Genomic DNA, 16,255 nt, shown 5'->3' with positions numbered 1-16,255 from the left:
GGTTCGCATGAGCAGAAAACTGACTATCTTGGATATTGCAAAACTGTCTGGTGTTGGTAAATCGACGGTTTCTCGTGTATTGACGAACGACCCAAAAGTGAAGCCTGAAACACGAGCAAAAGTGGAACGCGTTATCCAAGATTCTGGGTATGTGCCACTGAAATCGGCTCAGTTAATGCGTGGTGGCAGTGAGAAAGTGATTGGCGTGATTATCTCACGCCTTGAGTCACCGTCTGAAAACCGCGCCGTGGGGCGAATGCTACAGGTGTTGTATCAAAATGGGTACGATGTGGTGATTATGGAAAGCCAGTTTGATCGCACTAAAACGAACGAGCACCTTGAGGTTTTACATAAGCGTAATGTGGATGGTGTAATTGTATTTGGTTTTACCGATCTCGATATCACACAACTCAACCTATGGGCATCGCGAGCGGTTGTGATTGCGATGGATGCCGATAAAGTCTCATCGATTAACTATGACAATTATGGTGTTATTCAAGGCGCGCTTGCTCATTTGACTTCGAAAAATCGAGTTCATATTTCCTACATTGGGGTCGATCCTAGCGATAAAACGACAGGTAAATTACGTTTAGATTCGTACTTAGATTGGTGCAAACAAAGTGGATGCACTCCCAATTATCGCACTGGGCGTTTGCATCATGAAAGTGCCTACCAACTGGTTGATGAAGTGCTGAATGATCAGACTCAAGCTATCGTGTGCGCCAGTGACACTCTGGCACTTGGCGTGATTAAACGTCTCCAAGAATTAGGCCGAGATGATATTGCCGTCACTGGTGTGGGTGGTAATGAACTGCTCTCTTTTCTTTTCCCTAATATTTACAGTATTGATCCTGGCTATGCTCAAGCGGGAGAAAAAGCAGCTAATTTATTGATTTTACAGCTTAATAATGAAATGAACCCTGCACACATCACTCAACAACCGCTAACAAGCTAACTCCTTATTTCTTAAAGTGAATTACAATTAGTCTGTGATCTTATTCAATTAATGGGATTGTTCCCATTTTTACCTTTTATTATTTATGTCAATATTGCACTTGTAGGTGGGAATGTTCCCATTAAAAAGAAAAACAGACAGTATTCCAATATAGGGTGGGCAAAAGTATGGCCAAGATAGCGAAGCAAGACGTGATACGTCTTATCGAGCTGGTAGGTGGTAAAGAGAACATCGCCAGTGTGAGTCACTGTTTGACTCGTTTACGCTTTGTTTTAAATGATACCGACAAGGCGGATAAAAAAGGACTAGAACAGCTGAGCATGGTTAAAGGGTGTTTTACCAATGCTGGGCAGTTTCAAGTTGTGATTGGTACTGAGGTGGACGAAGTTTACGCCATCTTAATCGGGCTTTCAGGCAAAGAAGCCGTTTCTAAAGATGAAGCGAAGAAAGCCGCTCGCCAAAACATGAACTTTTTAGAACGTGGCATTTCGCATCTTGCGGAAATCTTTGTTCCTTTGCTGCCAGCGATCATCACCGGCGGTTTAATCCTCGGTTTTCGTAATGTCATTGGCGACATTCGTATGTTCGATGGCAAAACCTTGGTTGAAATTAGCCAATTTTGGGCCACGGTTCATTCTTTCTTATGGTTAATTGGCGAGGCTATTTTCTTCTTCCTACCGGTTGGTGTTTGTTGGTCAACGGTGAAAAAGTTGGGTGGAACACCGATACTAGGTATTACTTTGGGTGTGACTCTGGTTTCGCCTCAATTAATGAATGCTTATCTGATCGGTAAGCAGATGCCCGAAGTGTGGGATTTTGGCTTGTTTGTGATAGAGAAAGTCGGCTATCAAGCTCAGGTGATTCCTGCGATGTTGGCGGGTGTTGCTCTGGCGTTTATTGAGACAAACTTAAAGCGCATCATCCCTTCTTATCTTTACCTCGTTGTTGTGCCGTTTATCTCTATCATATTGTCCGTTATTTTGGCCCACGCTTTAATTGGTCCATTTGGTCGCGTATTGGGCGATGGCGTCGCGTTTGCGGCTAAAGCTGCAATGACTGGCGATTTTGCGGTTATCGGTTCAATGGTGTTCGGTTTCTTGTATGCGCCACTGGTCATTACCGGGATTCACCACACCACTAACGCGGTGGATCTGCAATTGATGCAAGAAATGGGTGGTACGCCAATTTGGCCACTGATTGCACTGTCAAATATTGCTCAAGCGTCTGCGGTCGTCGGTATCATCTTTATCAGCAAAAAACACGGTGAGCGAGACATCTCTGTTCCTGCGGCTATTTCGGCTTATTTGGGTGTGACAGAGCCAGCGATGTATGGTGTCAACTTAAAGTACAAGTTCCCAATGCTAAGCGCCATGATTGGTAGTGCTATTGCAGCCGCAATTTGTGGTAGTGCAGGGGTGATGGCGAATGGCATCGGTGTGGGTGGTTTACCAGGTATTCTTTCGATTCAACCACAATACTGGGGTATTTACGGCATCGCGATGCTGGTGGCGATGGCCGTCCCAATTCTGCTTACTCTGTTTTTATACAAACGAGCTCAAGCTAAAGGCGAGCTAGAGCCAGCAAGTGCATAACCTTTCATTCGAGTGGTGAGTTTTCACCACTCATTTTCATTTTGGTAAGTGAGTTGTCAATATGGTTATAACCAAGAGTGATAGTCAGTGGTGGAAAACCGCTACCATCTATCAGATTTATCCCAAAAGTTTTTGTGATAGCGGCAATAAAGGAACGGGAGATATCAAAGGGATCATCTCTAAACTGGATTACTTGCACCGCTTGGGAATTGATGCCATTTGGCTGACACCCATTTATTCATCTCCGATGGTTGATAACGGTTATGACATTTCGGATTATTACAGTGTCAATCCTCAATTCGGTAGCATGCAAGATTTTGATGAACTGCTGACTCAAGCTCATCAAAGAGGTATCCGCATTATTATGGATATTGTGGTTAACCACACCTCAACCGAGCACACTTGGTTTCAGTCGGCGTTGGGTGATAAATCAAGCCCGTATCGTGACTATTATATTTGGCAAGACCCGATTAATGGTCAGGCTCCAAATAATTGGCAGTCAAAGTTTGGTGGTAGTGCATGGGCGTTAGATGACGCAACAGGGCAATATTATCTGCACCTATTTGCCAAAGAGCAGGCGGATCTAAATTGGGAAAATCCTCAAGTTCGTGAGGAAGTGAAGCAAGTGATTCGTTTTTGGGCCGAAAAAGGGGTGGATGGTTTTCGTCTCGATGTGATCAATTTAATCTCAAAAGCGCAGGATTTCAGTGATGATCACCAAGGTGATGGACGCCGTTTTTATACCGATGGCCCGCGCGTGCATGAATTTTTACAAGAGATCAGCCAAGCGGTTTTCCAACAGTACGGCAGTGTCACCGTGGGGGAAATGTCCTCAACAACGCTTGAACATTGCCAACAATATTCACGCTTGGACGGCAAAGAGCTGTCGATGGTGTTTAACTTCCACCATTTAAAAGTGGATTATCCGAATGGTGAAAAATGGACGAAAGCGCCATTTGATTTCTTGCAATTGAAGCAGATTTTCAACCATTGGCAAACGGGTTTAAATGGTAAAGGGTGGGGAGCACTTTTTTGGTGTAACCATGATCAGCCTCGTATCGTGAGCCGTTTAGGGGATGATCAACGTTATCGCGTTGAGTCGGCAAAAATGTTGGCCGCATCGATTCATATGATGCAAGGCACGCCTTATGTTTATCAAGGTGAAGAAATTGGCATGACCAATCCCGGCTACACCGCTATTGAACAGTACCGAGATGTGGAAAGTACTAACATTTACGACATCATGGTGAACCAGCAAGGGGTAAGTCATGAAGCGATGATGGTCATTCTTGCACAAAAATCCCGTGACAATTCTCGCACGCCAATGCAATGGAATGCAGAGCGCTTTGCTGGTTTTAGCCAAGGTCAGCCTTGGCTAGACATTGCAGAAAACTATCAAGAATTGAATGCGCAATGTGCGTTAGCTGATGAGCAATCGGTGTTCTATTTCTATCGAGAGTTGATAGCGCTGCGTAAAAAAATCGGTGTAATTACCGATGGTGATTACACCGATTTACTACCCGATCATAAAGAGATTTTTGCCTACCAGCGACGCAACGCGAAACAGGTGCTGATCTGTATCAATAACTATTATGGCGTTGACACCGAATGCGTGCTGCCAAAAGAGTTACCGATTGAGAAAGCAAAATACCTGTTAGGCAACTATACAGATATAAAACCACTCAAAGTTTTGGAACATCAAGTGCTTCGTCCGTATGAAACACGCGTAATTTTGTTCGATTTAGTATCCTGATTGAGTCCTACCCCTATAGATTCAGTCATTTTTCAGCCCCGAATTTTCGGGGCTTTTTTATCGACTCTGTTTATGAGTCACGGCTCAATGGTACTTTCTTCGTGCTCTTATTGATTCAACGCGGTAGGTTTGGCTGTTGATGGTTTGTTTAATATTTTAACAACACCACAACTTTGTTGCTTGGTCACAATTAGTCACACAAAGATGAAACACAATCCGCTATAGTTTGCGTTCTTAGCAAACGGATGTGTGAAACACAATGAACAGTACTCTCTCCCCCTCTTATCGAGTGGTTCTCGTTGAAGACGATTTAGAACTCTCGGAACTGATCAAAGACTTTCTCAACCACTATGAGTTTTGTGTCTCAACGGTTGCGGATGGGATTCAAGCCGTTGATCGGATTTTGGATGAGCAACCTGATTTAGTCATTCTGGATATTATGCTACCAGGGCAAAGTGGTATGGATGTCTGCCGCGCTGTCCGAGATCAATACCACGGTATGATCTTAATGCAAACGGCGTTGGACGACGATATTGATCAGGTGATGGGGTTGGAACTGGGTGCCGATGACTATGTTGTTAAGCAGGTTAAGCCCCGTTTGCTACTGTCACGTATTCGAGCCTTACTTCGAAGGCAAGCAAGAGGAAGTCAAAGTGACAAATACGAATTGTGCATAGGTAACTTGTGGATGAATTTACAGCATCGAGCGGTATTACTTGAGCAGCAGCCCATAAAACTCACGACCAGCGAGTTTGAGCTTTTGTATCTACTCGCCCAACATGTCGGCACCATTGTCACGAGAGATGATATCGCTCAGCATGTGCGTGGTTTTGAATATGATGGTTTAGATCGCTCAATTGATCGTCGTATATCACGCTTGCGGCGTGCGCTCGGAGATGATCCTAATGAACCTAAGTTGATAAAAACGGTTCGAGGTAAAGGATATCAGCTCTGCGCTGTATCGGAAGGGAAGTGGTCATGATTCGATCTTTTTGGGTACTCTGGGTAGCTGTGTTTCTGCCGATCTTATTACTCAGTATTCCCACGCAATTTAATCCGATCCCATATCTTAGCCGCAGTATCTCTGAAGAGTTTTATAAGCCTGTCTATCAGAGTAACTTTACGTTTCTATCTGAAAAATTGCGTCAAGCGCCTCAAGCTGAGTGGACAACGATTATTGACGGCTATGCTAAGCATTTCAGCTACCCACTTCGATTAGAGGCATTAGACAGTTACCACGCCTCCCCAGAAGTTTATCAAGCGTTGCAAAAAGGCGAGATCATTTTCCAAGATGGTGATCCTATGGCACTTTTGCAAAGAGTGCTGAACAGTGACAAAGTGCTCTATTTCGCGATCAATGAACCGAGAGAACTCGCTGCGCTTAACCAGTCCAGAGGTACATTATACCTCGCGGTAGAAGATCTCCGTAGCCAACCTCGTACTCAATGGCAAACTAGTATTGCTGAGCAAAATAGCCGAATACCTTTAGAGTTGAGTCTATTGCGAGAGCAAGATTTGTCACCCATCGAGCGAACCAAATTGCTGGCTGATAAAGAGCAGATGACCAGTTATATCAATCAACAAGGCAGCATGATCTTATTGGCTGCGGTGGATGAGAATACGTGGTTACGCGTTGAGGACAATATTTCCTACCAAACCCAATTAAAGCTCACCACGGCTATCGGCGGTTTCTTTTTTTTAGCCATTTCTGTGGCCTTAGTTATGTGGATTTACCCTTTATGGCGAGATCTGAAACGTCTTGTAAAAACGGCGAATGAATTTGGCCAAGGAGTATTATCTCGCAGAGCGACGACATCTCGGCTTTCCGTGGTCTCTCAGCTCAGTCATTCTTTTAATAACATGGCAAATAACATCGAAAAGCTGATTGCCAGCCAAAGAACCTTAACCAACGCCGTGGCGCATGATTTACGAACACCGCTCTACCGTTTACGCTTTGCATTTGAAATGCTTGAGGATGAAGACATTGCCTTAAGCCAGAAAGAAAAATACCGCCAAGTAATTCACTCCAGTATTGAAGATCTCGATCATTTGATTAACCAGACACTTGTTTTGTCGCGCTATAACCGTATCACAGATATTCGCCATTTTTCTTATTGCCACTTTGCCGACAATTTGGTTGCAGAAGCGGAGCATTTCCAGCTTGAAAACCCGCAACTCACATTGCGTGTCAGCGTGTTGGATTCGTTGCGACAGCAAACGATATTTGTCGATAATCGAGCTTTATTACGGGCCGTTAAAAACTTGCTGAGTAATGCCGCGCGATTTGCGCAGCAAGAGATCCATCTATCGTTGAACGAATCTGATGGGCAACTTTTTTTGGTGGTCGAAGACGATGGCCCCGGTATTGCGCCAGATGATATTGAACGTATTTTTGAGCCCTTTACTCAAGTGAATAATCAAGAGCGTAATAGTGAAAAAGGTCATGGTCTTGGGCTGGCGATTGTTAAACAGATCACTCGTTGGCATCAAGGCAAGGTTAGAGTAAAAGTAAATGGTTCAGCATTAGGGGGCGCATGTTTTGAACTGCAATGGCCGAAACAGATTTCTTTACCTAATGTGACCAAACTGGATACAAATGGTCAATAAACTGCTGACGATTTATTTGTATTGAGAATGCTACCTTGAATGGGTCGGTGAATCAGACCGCTCACAAGGAGTAAGCATGAATACCAAATTATTAGCGCTGTTTTTAAGCGGCGTATTTTTCTCATCTACCAGTGCCACTAAACCGATGGAATGGATCTCAGCCTTCAGCGATGGGGTTCGCTTAAATGACCAGCTCAGCCAAACCAATACGCAATCGAATGTGATGATGGATTACGCGCAACAAGATGCTGCAATGTATTTGGACGGTAGTGAAGTCGCCTTTCTTTCCATCAGTACCAGTTACCTCTTCTAATGCTTAATCACAGGAAAATATTATGTTTAAGTTAAACCAGTTGTTCGTGATCCTGAGTGTGCTCGCACTTATCGTGGGATGTAAAGCCGATGATTTGAAAGATGCGGATAAGCTGACTAAGCCTACGGTTAATGCTGGTGCTGATCAGATGTTAATACTGCCAGTGAATAGTATTACACTGAGCGGAACGGCGAAATCTGAGTTATCAATATATGAAATTAAAACGAAGTCTTGGCGTCAAGTTTCTGGGCCTCAATCGCTTACTTTGATCAATGCAGATTCTCTGAAAGCAACGGCGTTTTATCCTACGATTGCTGGCACGTATATTTTTGAATTATCAGTCAAAGACAGTGGTGGAAGAAGCAACAGTGACCAAATGCAGGTGATCATTCAGGCGGCCGCGCAAAGCATGCAGCGAGCCTATATGCAGCAGGTTGATATCGTTGCTTGGCGGTATGCTGATAGGAACCAAGGCATGCTGAGCTTTAGTGATTTAGATTCGGTTTCTTTAAGCGAAGTGGACACTCAATTAGAGCATGCGCTGACTTCACTCAATAGCGCTGCTGAGTTTGAGCTACATTTTGCCGCCAATGCTGGGGGAAATATACAAACGGCTTTGTTGTTATTAAATGCCCTTTCTGCTCAAGGAGTTCCGATTTGTTTAAGTGAAAGTTCATCTTGCCACTCTTTGGAACAAGGGTTTTTATTGCAGACTGAACTGCCAGAGAGTATCAATTGCAGTGATGCACAAAGCTGTGTTACCGCTCTGCTTCAGTATATTGAGGGTTAACTAGACTACTTAGTGACGCCAGTTTATAGAGCTATGATGTAAAGAAACGAAAAAGCCAGCTCGAAAGCTGGCTTTTTATCGTTCTCAATCGAGAAGATATGGTGGAGGGGGACGGATTCGAACCATCGAAGGCGGAGCCGGCAGATTTACAGTCTGCTCCCTTTGGCCACTCGGGAACCCCTCCGGGTGTTTTCCTATTCTAAAAATAGGCTTGAATGATGTTTTCCCAACGTATCAATCAAGGTTTCTCTTACGAGAGAATATGGTGGAGGGGGACGGATTCGAACCATCGAAGGCGGAGCCGGCAGATTTACAGTCTGCTCCCTTTGGCCACTCGGGAACCCCTCCGGGTGTTTTCCTATTCTAAAAATAGGCTTGAATGATGTTTTCCCAACATATCAAACAAGGTTTCTCTTACGAGAGAATATGGTGGAGGGGGACGGATTCGAACCATCGAAGGCGGAGCCGGCAGATTTACAGTCTGCTCCCTTTGGCCACTCGGGAACCCCTCCAGAGGGTTTTCATACAATGTGATTTATAGTGCTTATAACGACACTATTGGCTCACAGTATGCTTAAACAACGTTTTCCCAACGCATTGCTCAAGTGCGGAGCGCATGATAGCAAACTCGCTCTCTCTGTAAAGCCTTTTTCTTATGATTTTGAATTGAATGCTGCCTTTTTGGGCAAAGGGGGGAGGAATGGATAGTTTTGCTCTATTTATACCCTTCCCACTTGAAGCTGCAGCGGTGTTGGCTACGTTCGCTCACCCCAATCACATAGTTTATCTATGCTCATGGGGATGAACTTACTTGCCGCCTACCTGCAACTTCAAGTTGTTTGGGTATAGCCTGTGTGTGACGCCTAAAAAACAGCTGGAGGAGGCTAAGTTATGACGCACGTTACAGATATTTAATAAGATTTACACTCCTTGACGTTCGAGCGTCGTATAAGCAGTTACAATTCAATCAGTCTATTTATTGTTGAATAAAAACTATGAAAAACACGTCTATTCTTTCGTTAATGTTGGTTACCTTGCTTACCACACCGTTAAGTGCGTTCGCTGCGCAAGCACCACAAGCCGTTGCGGTGGTCGCAGAGCGGGTGGCAACTCATCAAGTATCTCAGTCCCTTTCTCTGATTGGTAAATTAGAAGCTGAACGCGCAGTGGAGATCTCATCCGAAGTTTCGGGAAAGGTCAGCCATATTGCGATTAAAGCCAATCAAGAGGTCAAGAAAGGTCAGCTCTTAATTCAGCTTAATGATGATAAAGCCAAAGCCGCACTTTCAGAGGCTCAAGCCTATTTGAACGATGAACAGCGTAAGTTGAAAGAGTTTGAACGTTTGGTCAAACGGAATGCCATTACCCAAACGGAAATCGATGCGCAAAAAGCGAGTGTTGATATTGCTCAAGCACGTTTAGATGCAGCAAACGCAAATTTAAACGATCTGCGCATTAGCGCGCCATTTAATGGCACCGTTGGTTTTATTGATTTTAGTTTGGGCAAAATGGTCAGTGCAGGGACGGAATTGCTGACTTTAGATGACCTATCGGTGATGCAACTCGATATCCAAGTGCCAGAGCGTTACCTTTCGTTAATCAGTAAAGGTATGACGGTGACGGCGAAGAGTAATGCTTGGGCAAAAAACGAGTTTACCGGCAAAGTTGTGGGTATTGATTCACGCATTAACCGTGAAACCTTGAATTTGCGTGTCCGTATTCATTTCGATAACCAAGATGGCAAGCTAAAACCCGGAATGTTGCTTTCTACTAAGTTGAATTTCCCAGCGATTGAAGCGCCCATTATCCCTGTTCAAGCACTCGAATATTCAGGCACTAAACGCTATGTCTATGTGATTGATAGCAATAATAAAGTAATACGCACGGAAGTTTGGCTTGGCGCGCGGATCGACAATCAAGTGGTGATTGATAAAGGTTTAGCCATTGGCGATAAGATTGTGGTGCAAGGTATCGTGAATATGAGAAACGGCATTGTCGTTACTGAAGTCAATGTGGATGGCTCACCGATACAAAAGGATGACAAATAATGTGGTTATCCGATGTTTCAGTGAAGCGCCCTGTGGCGGCGGTGGTATTAAGCTTACTGTTGTGCGTTTTTGGTCTAGTGTCATTTTCTAAGCTTTCGGTCCGGGAAATGCCCGATATTGAAAGCCCGGTGGTTTCAATCAGTACTCGCTATGCAGGGGCTTCAGCTACCATCATTGAAAACCAAATCACTTCTGTATTGGAAGATCAACTGGCAGGCATTAGCGGGATTGATGAAATTGAATCCACCACGCGTAATGGCATGTCACGGATTACTGTTACATTTGAACTGGGTTACGATCTCAATACTGGTGTGAGCGATATCCGCGACGCCGTTGCGAGAGCACAGCGCTCATTACCAGATGAAGCAGATGATCCAACCGTATTCAAAAACAATGGCTCTGGTGAAGCTTCTTTGTACATTAATCTCAGTTCTTCAGAGATGGATCGAACCCAACTGACCGATTATATCGAACGAGCTTTGATTGACCGCTTTAGTTTAATCTCTGGCGTCAGTTCTGTGGATGTGTCTGGTGGTCTTTATAAGGTGATGTATGTCAAGCTCAAGCCGAATCTGATGGCTGGGCGTGGTGTCACGACTTCTGATATATCAAGTGCATTGCGCAGTGAAAATATTGAAAGCCCGGGCGGGGAAGTGCGTAACGATTCGACAGTAATGTCGGTGCGTACCGACCGAGCGTACAAAACGGCTCAAGATTTTGACTATTTGGTGGTTAAGCGCGCAAGTGACAATTCGCCGATTTACTTAAAAGATGTCGCGGATGTCTTCATCGGCGCTGAGAACGAAAACTCAACCTTCAAAAGCGACGGTGTGGTTAATGTGAGCATGGGCATTGTGCCACAGTCAGATGCTAACCCCTTGGATGTGGCGCAGCGTGTCCATCAAGAAGTCGATAATATTCAGCAGTTTCTACCCAAAGGAACGCGCTTGGCCATTGACTACGACTCGACCGTTTTTATTGATCGCTCAATTTCGGAAGTGTATAGCACACTGTTTATCACGGGTGGTTTAGTGATTTTGGTACTGTACATTTTTATCGGCCAAGTTCGGGCAACGCTAATCCCAGCCGTTACTGTGCCAGTATCATTGATCTCTTCTTTTATTGCCGCTTACTATTTCGGATTCTCCATTAACCTTATCACCTTGATGGCGCTGATTCTTTCCATCGGTTTGGTTGTTGATGACGCGATTGTGGTGGTGGAAAATATATTTCATCACATAGAACAGGGAGAGAAGCCACTGCTGGCGGCTTATAAAGGGACGCGCGAAGTCGGCTTTGCCGTGATTGCCACCACATTGGTATTAGTGATGGTCTTTTTACCGATCTCTTTTATGGACGGTATGGTCGGCCTGTTGTTCACCGAGTTCTCTGTACTTTTGGCCATGTCGGTTCTCTTTTCATCGCTAATAGCGTTAACTTTAACGCCCGTTCTCGGTAGCAAGATTTTAAAGGTCAATGTCAAACCAAACCGTTTTAATCGTTTTGTTGATCGTATTTTTGGTCGTTTAGAAGCGGGTTACAAATCCTCTTTACGTTTTGCTATCCGTTGGAAATGGGCGGCACCATTCGTTATTCTTGCATGTGTCGGTGGCAGTTATTTTCTGATGCAGAAAGTGCCTTCCCAGCTCACGCCTTCAGAAGATCGCGGCGTTATTTTTGCCTTTGTGCGCGGAGCGGATGCGACCAGTTATAACCGGATGTCGGCCAATATGGATCTTGTTGAGCAGCGGTTAATGCCCTTGGTTGGCAAAGGTTTTCTCAAGTCGTTTAGTATTCAATCGCCCGCGTTCGGTGGGCAAGCGGGTGATCAGACGGGTTTTGTTATCATGATTTTGGATGACTGGAACGAACGAAGCATTACCGCTCAACAAGCATTAGGGCAGGTAAAAAAAGCGCTAACGGGAATTCCCGATGTACGAGTTATGCCCTTTATGCCCGGCTTTCGTGGTGGCTCTAATGAGCCTGTTCAGTTTGTGTTAGGTGGGTCAGACTATCCTGAACTCAAAAAATGGGCTGAATTGCTAAAAACGGAAGCTGAAAATTCCCCCTTTATGGAAGGTGCTGACACCAATTATTCCGAAAAGACACCTGAACTGGTGGTGACGATTGATAGGCAGCGTGCCGCGGAATTGGGGATCAGTGTCGCGGATATTTCAGATACGTTAGAAGTGATGCTCGGCGGGAAGAGTGAAACCAGCTTTGTTGAGCGTGGCGAAGAGTATGATGTTTATCTCCGTGGCGACGAAAATAGCTTCAATAACGCCTCCGATTTAAGCCAGATCTACATGAGAACCGCATCCGGTGAGCTTGTTACACTCGATGCACTTGCGAAAGTGGAAGAGGTGGCATCATCGATCCGTTTGTCTCATTACAATAAGCAAAAGGCGATCACGGTTACTGCAAATTTATCGGCTGGTTACACGTTGGGCGAAGCGCTTGATTTTCTTGACAAGAAAGCGATAGAGATACTTCCTAGTGATATTTCCGTTAGTTACTCAGGTGAGTCAAAAGATTTTAAAGAAAACCAATCGAGCGTAGCCATTGTATTTGCGTTAGCGCTGCTTGTCGCCTATTTGGTACTTGCCGCCCAATTTGAAAGTTTTATCAACCCGTTAGTGGTGATGTTGACGGTGCCGATGGGTGTGTTTGGCGGCTTTCTTGGTCTATCAATTATGGGACAAGGTATCAATATCTATAGCCAAATTGGGATGATTATGCTGATCGGTATGGTGACCAAAAATGGCATTTTGATCGTTGAATTTGCCAACCAGCTGCGTGACCGAGGGGTTGAGTTTGAAAAAGCGATCATTGATGCCTCAGCAAGGCGCTTACGGCCAATCATGATGACCGCCTTTACTACTTTAGCAGGTTCCATCCCATTAATTATCTCGACAGGAGCAGGTTATGAAAGCCGAGTGGCAGTGGGTACGGTGATTTTCTTCGGTATGGGCTTTGCCACTTTGGTCACTCTATTTGTTATTCCTGCTATGTACCGTTTGGTCTCGGCATCAACACGCTCTCCAGGTCATGTTGAAGCTGAACTTAATCAAGAACTGCTGCATGATGTTAAAACCAGAAGTGTTCACTGATTAACGTATCAAGAGCCTGCGCCCTGCAGGCTCTTCTTTGTTCACCGTTCACACCTATTCCATTCACCGTTATCTATGCTCATTAGATGAAATCACATGCGGCCGGCTTATCACATCAAGTTATTTGAACATACAAGCGAGATATCAAATGGTTAATGCCATTTTCGATAATCCATCAAAATAGCCAGTTCATTTTTCCTATTTAAATCTTAGGTATTAATTATAGATAGACTCAATTTTGAGACACCCATTGCAATGCGCCTTGCGATACTCTATCCACCTCTTTAATACAGAGACAAAATGAAGTGAATGCATCAGTAATGGCCATGGAAAATAAAAAACTCTCTATCCTCATCGTATGCATGGGAAATATATGCCGTTCACCGCTTTCTGAAGCTGTTTTGAGCCAAAAAGCGCAACAACATGGAATTAATTTATTTGTTGAAAGCGCTGGTACTGTGAATTATCAAGTGGGCCGAAAACCAGATCCCAAAGCGATATCTGTCGCTGAGCAGCGTGGCTATTCAATGTCAAATTTAAGAGCAAGGCAGGTTTGTTCTGAGGATTTCGAAAAATTTGATCTTATTTTTGCCTTAGATAAAGCCAACTTAGCGGATCTGATTGACATTTGTCCTGCTAAACATAAAGAGAAACTTTCACTGTTTCTATCGCATAGCCACATCGGTGTCACGGAAGTCCCTGATCCTTACAAAGGAAATATTCATATGTTTGAACGGGTTTTGGAACTGATAGAGAGCGGGGCCCAAGGGATCATCGAACATATATCTAAACAATATCAATTAAAGGAAAGTGCAATGAAACTTTGTGTGTAGCACATAGAAAGTTTTATATGACTTTTTGATTACCCACCCCAAAAAACAAAGCAACAGTTTGGCAATTAATTTCTACTCATAGTTTTTAAGTAGGTGATTAAATATGGGTGGTTAATAAGTTTTCTCTTATATACATAAAGCAAAAAAATGTGAAGAAAATGCGCATTCTAGAGGCGACATCTAGTGGCGGTAGCGTATTTAACCGTTGCTATTCACCATTTTTATCTGCTTTTTTGAAGAAATAGCGTTGAACAGTTTGTTCTTAACAGTCGTTTAGTTTAGCCCAAGGAAATAAATAAAGTGAAAAAAATACTCATTGCGTTTGGTACACGACCTGAAGCAATTAAAATGGCGCCTCTAGTTCATCAGCTTAAACAAGATAACCGCTTCGACACAAAAGTATGCGTCACTGGCCAGCACAGGGAAATGCTTGACCAGGTTTTAGAGTTGTTTGAAGTGGTGCCTGATTTTGATCTTAATATCATGGAACCAGGGCAAACACTGACGACAGTAACGACTAAAATCTTGAACGGTATGGAAACGGTTCTAAAAGACTTTCAACCAAACATCGTCTTAGTTCATGGCGATACCGCTACAACGTTTGCGACTTCACTTGCTTGTTATTATCAGCAAATTGCAGTCGGCCACGTTGAGGCTGGATTACGCACCGGCAATATTTATTCCCCTTGGCCTGAAGAAGCGAACCGCAAGCTTACGGGTGCATTGACTCACTACCATTTCGCACCAACGGCAACATCTCAACAAAATTTATTGGATGAAAATTATTGCCTCGAGAACATCCATATTACTGGGAATACCGTCATTGACGCCTTGTTTATGATCCGTAACAAGATTCATAACGAGCAAGATCTCAATGCTACGCTGGCACACCAGTTTCCGATGCTTGATAACAATAAAAAACTCATTCTTGTTACAGGCCACCGTCGTGAAAGTTTTGGTGATGGATTTGAGCGTATTTGTGAAGCCTTATCCATCACAGCAAAGCGCCACCCTGACTGTCAAATTCTTTATCCGGTACATCTTAATCCGAATGTTCAAGAGCCCGTCAATCGTCTTTTAAAAGGCATTGAAAACATTTTCTTAGTGGATCCACAACAGTATTTGCCCTTTGTCTATTTGATGGACAGAGCACACATCATTTTAACTGATTCCGGTGGTATTCAAGAAGAGGCACCGTCGCTAGGGAAGCCTGTATTAGTGATGAGAGACACCACCGAACGACCTGAAGCGGTAAGCGCGGGTACGGTCAAGCTGGTTGGGACTAACACACAACTGATTTGTGAAGAGTTAGACCGGTTGCTTAGTGATGAGCGCGCTTACCAACTCATGAGTCAAGCACACAATCCATACGGTGATGGCAAAGCCTGTCAACGTATCGCCGACATTCTAGCAAGATAAGATTTAAGGAAAATAAGATGTTTAATAAAGTTTCTGTGATTGGTTTAGGGTATATCGGCCTGCCAACGGCTGCCGTTATAGCCTCGCGTGGTATTGAAGTGATTGGCGTAGATGTCAATCAACACGCTGTCGATACAATCAACAAAGGTGAAATTCACATTGTCGAACCGGATTTAGATATCGTAGTTCGAAGTGCAGTGATGACTGGCAAACTAAAAGCAACTGTGACAGCTGAACCAGCTGATGCTTTCTTAGTGGCGGTACCCACACCATTTAAAGGTGATAATCACGAGCCTGATCTTAGCTATATAGAAGCCGCGGCCAAAGCGATTGCACCAGTTCTGGAAAAAGGCAACTTGGTGGTATTGGAAAGTACTTCCCCTGTCGGTGCGACAGAAAAGCTTTCCGCATGGCTAGCAGAGGCTCGTCCTGATTTAACTTTCCCACAGCACAAAGGTGACACGGCTGACATTAAGGTAGCGCATTGCCCAGAGCGAGTTTTACCGGGTTATGTACTACAAGAGTTGGTCAGTAATGACCGAGTGATTGGTGGCATGAGTAAATCGTGTAGCGAGAAAGCGATGGCTCTGTATAAAACCTTTGTTAAAGGCGAATGCATCATCAGCAACTCTCGTACGGCGGAGATGGCGAAATTAACAGAAAATTCCTTTCGCGACGTCAATATTGCATTCGCGAACGAACTTTCCCTTATTTGTGAGAAATTAAAAATCAATGTTTGGGAATTAATTAAATTGGCCAACCGCCACCCTCGGGTCAACATATTAAACCCAGGACCAGGTGTTGGCGGGCACTGTATTGCAGTTGACCCTTGGTT

At 44.2% G+C, this 16,255-nt stretch carries 12 protein-coding genes and 3 tRNA genes; 12 read left to right on the top strand and 3 right to left on the bottom strand.

Going from position 1 to position 16,255, the window contains the following annotated elements:
* Window positions 1-7: 7 nt before the first annotated feature.
* The 7 genes from treR to AACQ42_RS14530 all read left to right on the top strand — a co-directional run bounded on the left by treR (window position 8) and on the right by AACQ42_RS14530 (window position 8,010).
* The gene (gene treR, locus AACQ42_RS14560; RefSeq protein WP_013857380.1) at window positions 8-955 is read left to right on the top strand and encodes a trehalose operon repressor TreR; all 948 of its coding nucleotides are present in this window, start codon (window positions 8-10) and stop codon (window positions 953-955) included.
* A gap of 167 nt (window positions 956-1,122) precedes the next feature.
* Entirely contained in the window at window positions 1,123-2,547 is a 1,425-nt protein-coding gene (gene treB, locus AACQ42_RS14555; RefSeq protein WP_026027679.1) for a PTS trehalose transporter subunit IIBC, read from the top strand.
* A 61-nt stretch (window positions 2,548-2,608) separates the two neighbouring features.
* A complete protein-coding gene (treC, locus tag AACQ42_RS14550) occupies window positions 2,609-4,300 on the top strand; it encodes an alpha,alpha-phosphotrehalase (protein ID WP_094166368.1) in 1,692 nt (563 codons plus the stop codon).
* 259 nt (window positions 4,301-4,559) lie between these two features.
* The gene (locus AACQ42_RS14545) at window positions 4,560-5,282 is read left to right on the top strand and encodes a winged helix-turn-helix domain-containing protein (protein WP_013857376.1); all 723 of its coding nucleotides are present in this window, start codon (window positions 4,560-4,562) and stop codon (window positions 5,280-5,282) included.
* Window positions 5,273-6,907, top strand: a complete 1,635-nt coding sequence (locus AACQ42_RS14540) for an ATP-binding protein (protein WP_017049464.1) — start codon at window positions 5,273-5,275, stop codon at window positions 6,905-6,907. Before AACQ42_RS14545 ends, AACQ42_RS14540 begins: the two co-directional genes overlap by 10 nt.
* 76 nt (window positions 6,908-6,983) lie before the next feature.
* A complete protein-coding gene (locus tag AACQ42_RS14535) occupies window positions 6,984-7,220 on the top strand; it encodes a hypothetical protein (protein WP_017044213.1) in 237 nt (78 codons plus the stop codon).
* A gap of 22 nt (window positions 7,221-7,242) precedes the next feature.
* Window positions 7,243-8,010, top strand: a complete 768-nt coding sequence (locus tag AACQ42_RS14530; RefSeq protein ID WP_094166367.1) for a PKD domain-containing protein — start codon at window positions 7,243-7,245, stop codon at window positions 8,008-8,010.
* 99 nt (window positions 8,011-8,109) lie between these two features.
* Here the strand turns inward: AACQ42_RS14530 and AACQ42_RS14525 are convergent.
* The 3 genes from AACQ42_RS14525 to AACQ42_RS14515 form a co-directional block, all read right to left on the bottom strand.
* Window positions 8,110-8,194, bottom strand: a tRNA-Tyr gene (locus AACQ42_RS14525).
* Between the two features lie 79 nt (window positions 8,195-8,273).
* Window positions 8,274-8,358, bottom strand: a tRNA-Tyr gene (locus AACQ42_RS14520).
* Window positions 8,359-8,437: 79 nt separating this feature from the next.
* Window positions 8,438-8,522, bottom strand: a tRNA-Tyr gene (locus AACQ42_RS14515).
* A gap of 483 nt (window positions 8,523-9,005) precedes the next feature.
* Between AACQ42_RS14515 and AACQ42_RS14510 the strand changes: the two genes are divergently transcribed.
* The 5 genes from AACQ42_RS14510 to vpsB form a co-directional block, all read left to right on the top strand.
* Window positions 9,006-10,058 carry an efflux RND transporter periplasmic adaptor subunit gene (locus AACQ42_RS14510; RefSeq protein WP_019281706.1) on the top strand — a complete coding sequence of 351 codons (1,053 nt, stop codon included), beginning with the start codon at window positions 9,006-9,008 and terminating at the stop codon, window positions 10,056-10,058.
* Window positions 10,058-13,168 carry a vibriobactin export RND transporter permease subunit VexH gene (gene vexH / locus AACQ42_RS14505; RefSeq protein WP_094166366.1) on the top strand — a complete coding sequence of 1,037 codons (3,111 nt, stop codon included), beginning with the start codon at window positions 10,058-10,060 and terminating at the stop codon, window positions 13,166-13,168. Before AACQ42_RS14510 ends, vexH begins: the two co-directional genes overlap by 1 nt.
* A gap of 305 nt (window positions 13,169-13,473) precedes the next feature.
* Complete coding sequence (locus AACQ42_RS14500) at window positions 13,474-14,001, top strand: low molecular weight protein-tyrosine-phosphatase (RefSeq protein WP_013857370.1); 528 nt, start codon at window positions 13,474-13,476, stop codon at window positions 13,999-14,001.
* A gap of 300 nt (window positions 14,002-14,301) precedes the next feature.
* Window positions 14,302-15,420, top strand: coding sequence for a non-hydrolyzing UDP-N-acetylglucosamine 2-epimerase (wecB, locus tag AACQ42_RS14495; RefSeq protein WP_081245367.1), 1,119 nt, complete (start codon window positions 14,302-14,304; stop codon window positions 15,418-15,420).
* A gap of 17 nt (window positions 15,421-15,437) precedes the next feature.
* Window positions 15,438-16,255, top strand: an 818-nt coding sequence (vpsB, locus tag AACQ42_RS14490; protein ID WP_094166365.1) for a UDP-N-acetyl-D-mannosamine dehydrogenase VpsB, incomplete at its 3' end; no start/stop codon positions are given.

It is taken from the genome of Vibrio sp. V12_P9A6T4 (genome assembly GCF_963874835.1).
Classification (GTDB): Bacteria; Pseudomonadota; Gammaproteobacteria; order Enterobacterales; family Vibrionaceae; genus Vibrio; species Vibrio anguillarum.
Note: the sequence above shows the minus strand (reverse complement) of the source record. Positions and strands in the feature narration are given on the sequence as shown.

Excerpts from the sequence above, each read along its gene's own strand:
- treB (WP_026027679.1), top strand. The coding sequence starts at position 1,123 with ATGGCCAAGATAGCGAAGCAAGACGTGATACGTCTTATCGAGCTGGTA.
- AACQ42_RS14545 (WP_013857376.1), top strand. The coding sequence starts at position 4,560 with ATGAACAGTACTCTCTCCCCCTCTTATCGAGTGGTTCTCGTTGAAGAC.
- AACQ42_RS14510 (WP_019281706.1), top strand. The coding sequence starts at position 9,006 with ATGAAAAACACGTCTATTCTTTCGTTAATGTTGGTTACCTTGCTTACC.
- treC (WP_094166368.1), top strand. The coding sequence starts at position 2,609 with ATGGTTATAACCAAGAGTGATAGTCAGTGGTGGAAAACCGCTACCATC.
- AACQ42_RS14535 (WP_017044213.1), top strand. The coding sequence starts at position 6,984 with ATGAATACCAAATTATTAGCGCTGTTTTTAAGCGGCGTATTTTTCTCA.
- treR (WP_013857380.1), top strand. The coding sequence starts at position 8 with ATGAGCAGAAAACTGACTATCTTGGATATTGCAAAACTGTCTGGTGTT.
- AACQ42_RS14530 (WP_094166367.1), top strand. The coding sequence starts at position 7,243 with ATGTTTAAGTTAAACCAGTTGTTCGTGATCCTGAGTGTGCTCGCACTT.
- vexH (WP_094166366.1), top strand. The coding sequence starts at position 10,058 with ATGTGGTTATCCGATGTTTCAGTGAAGCGCCCTGTGGCGGCGGTGGTA.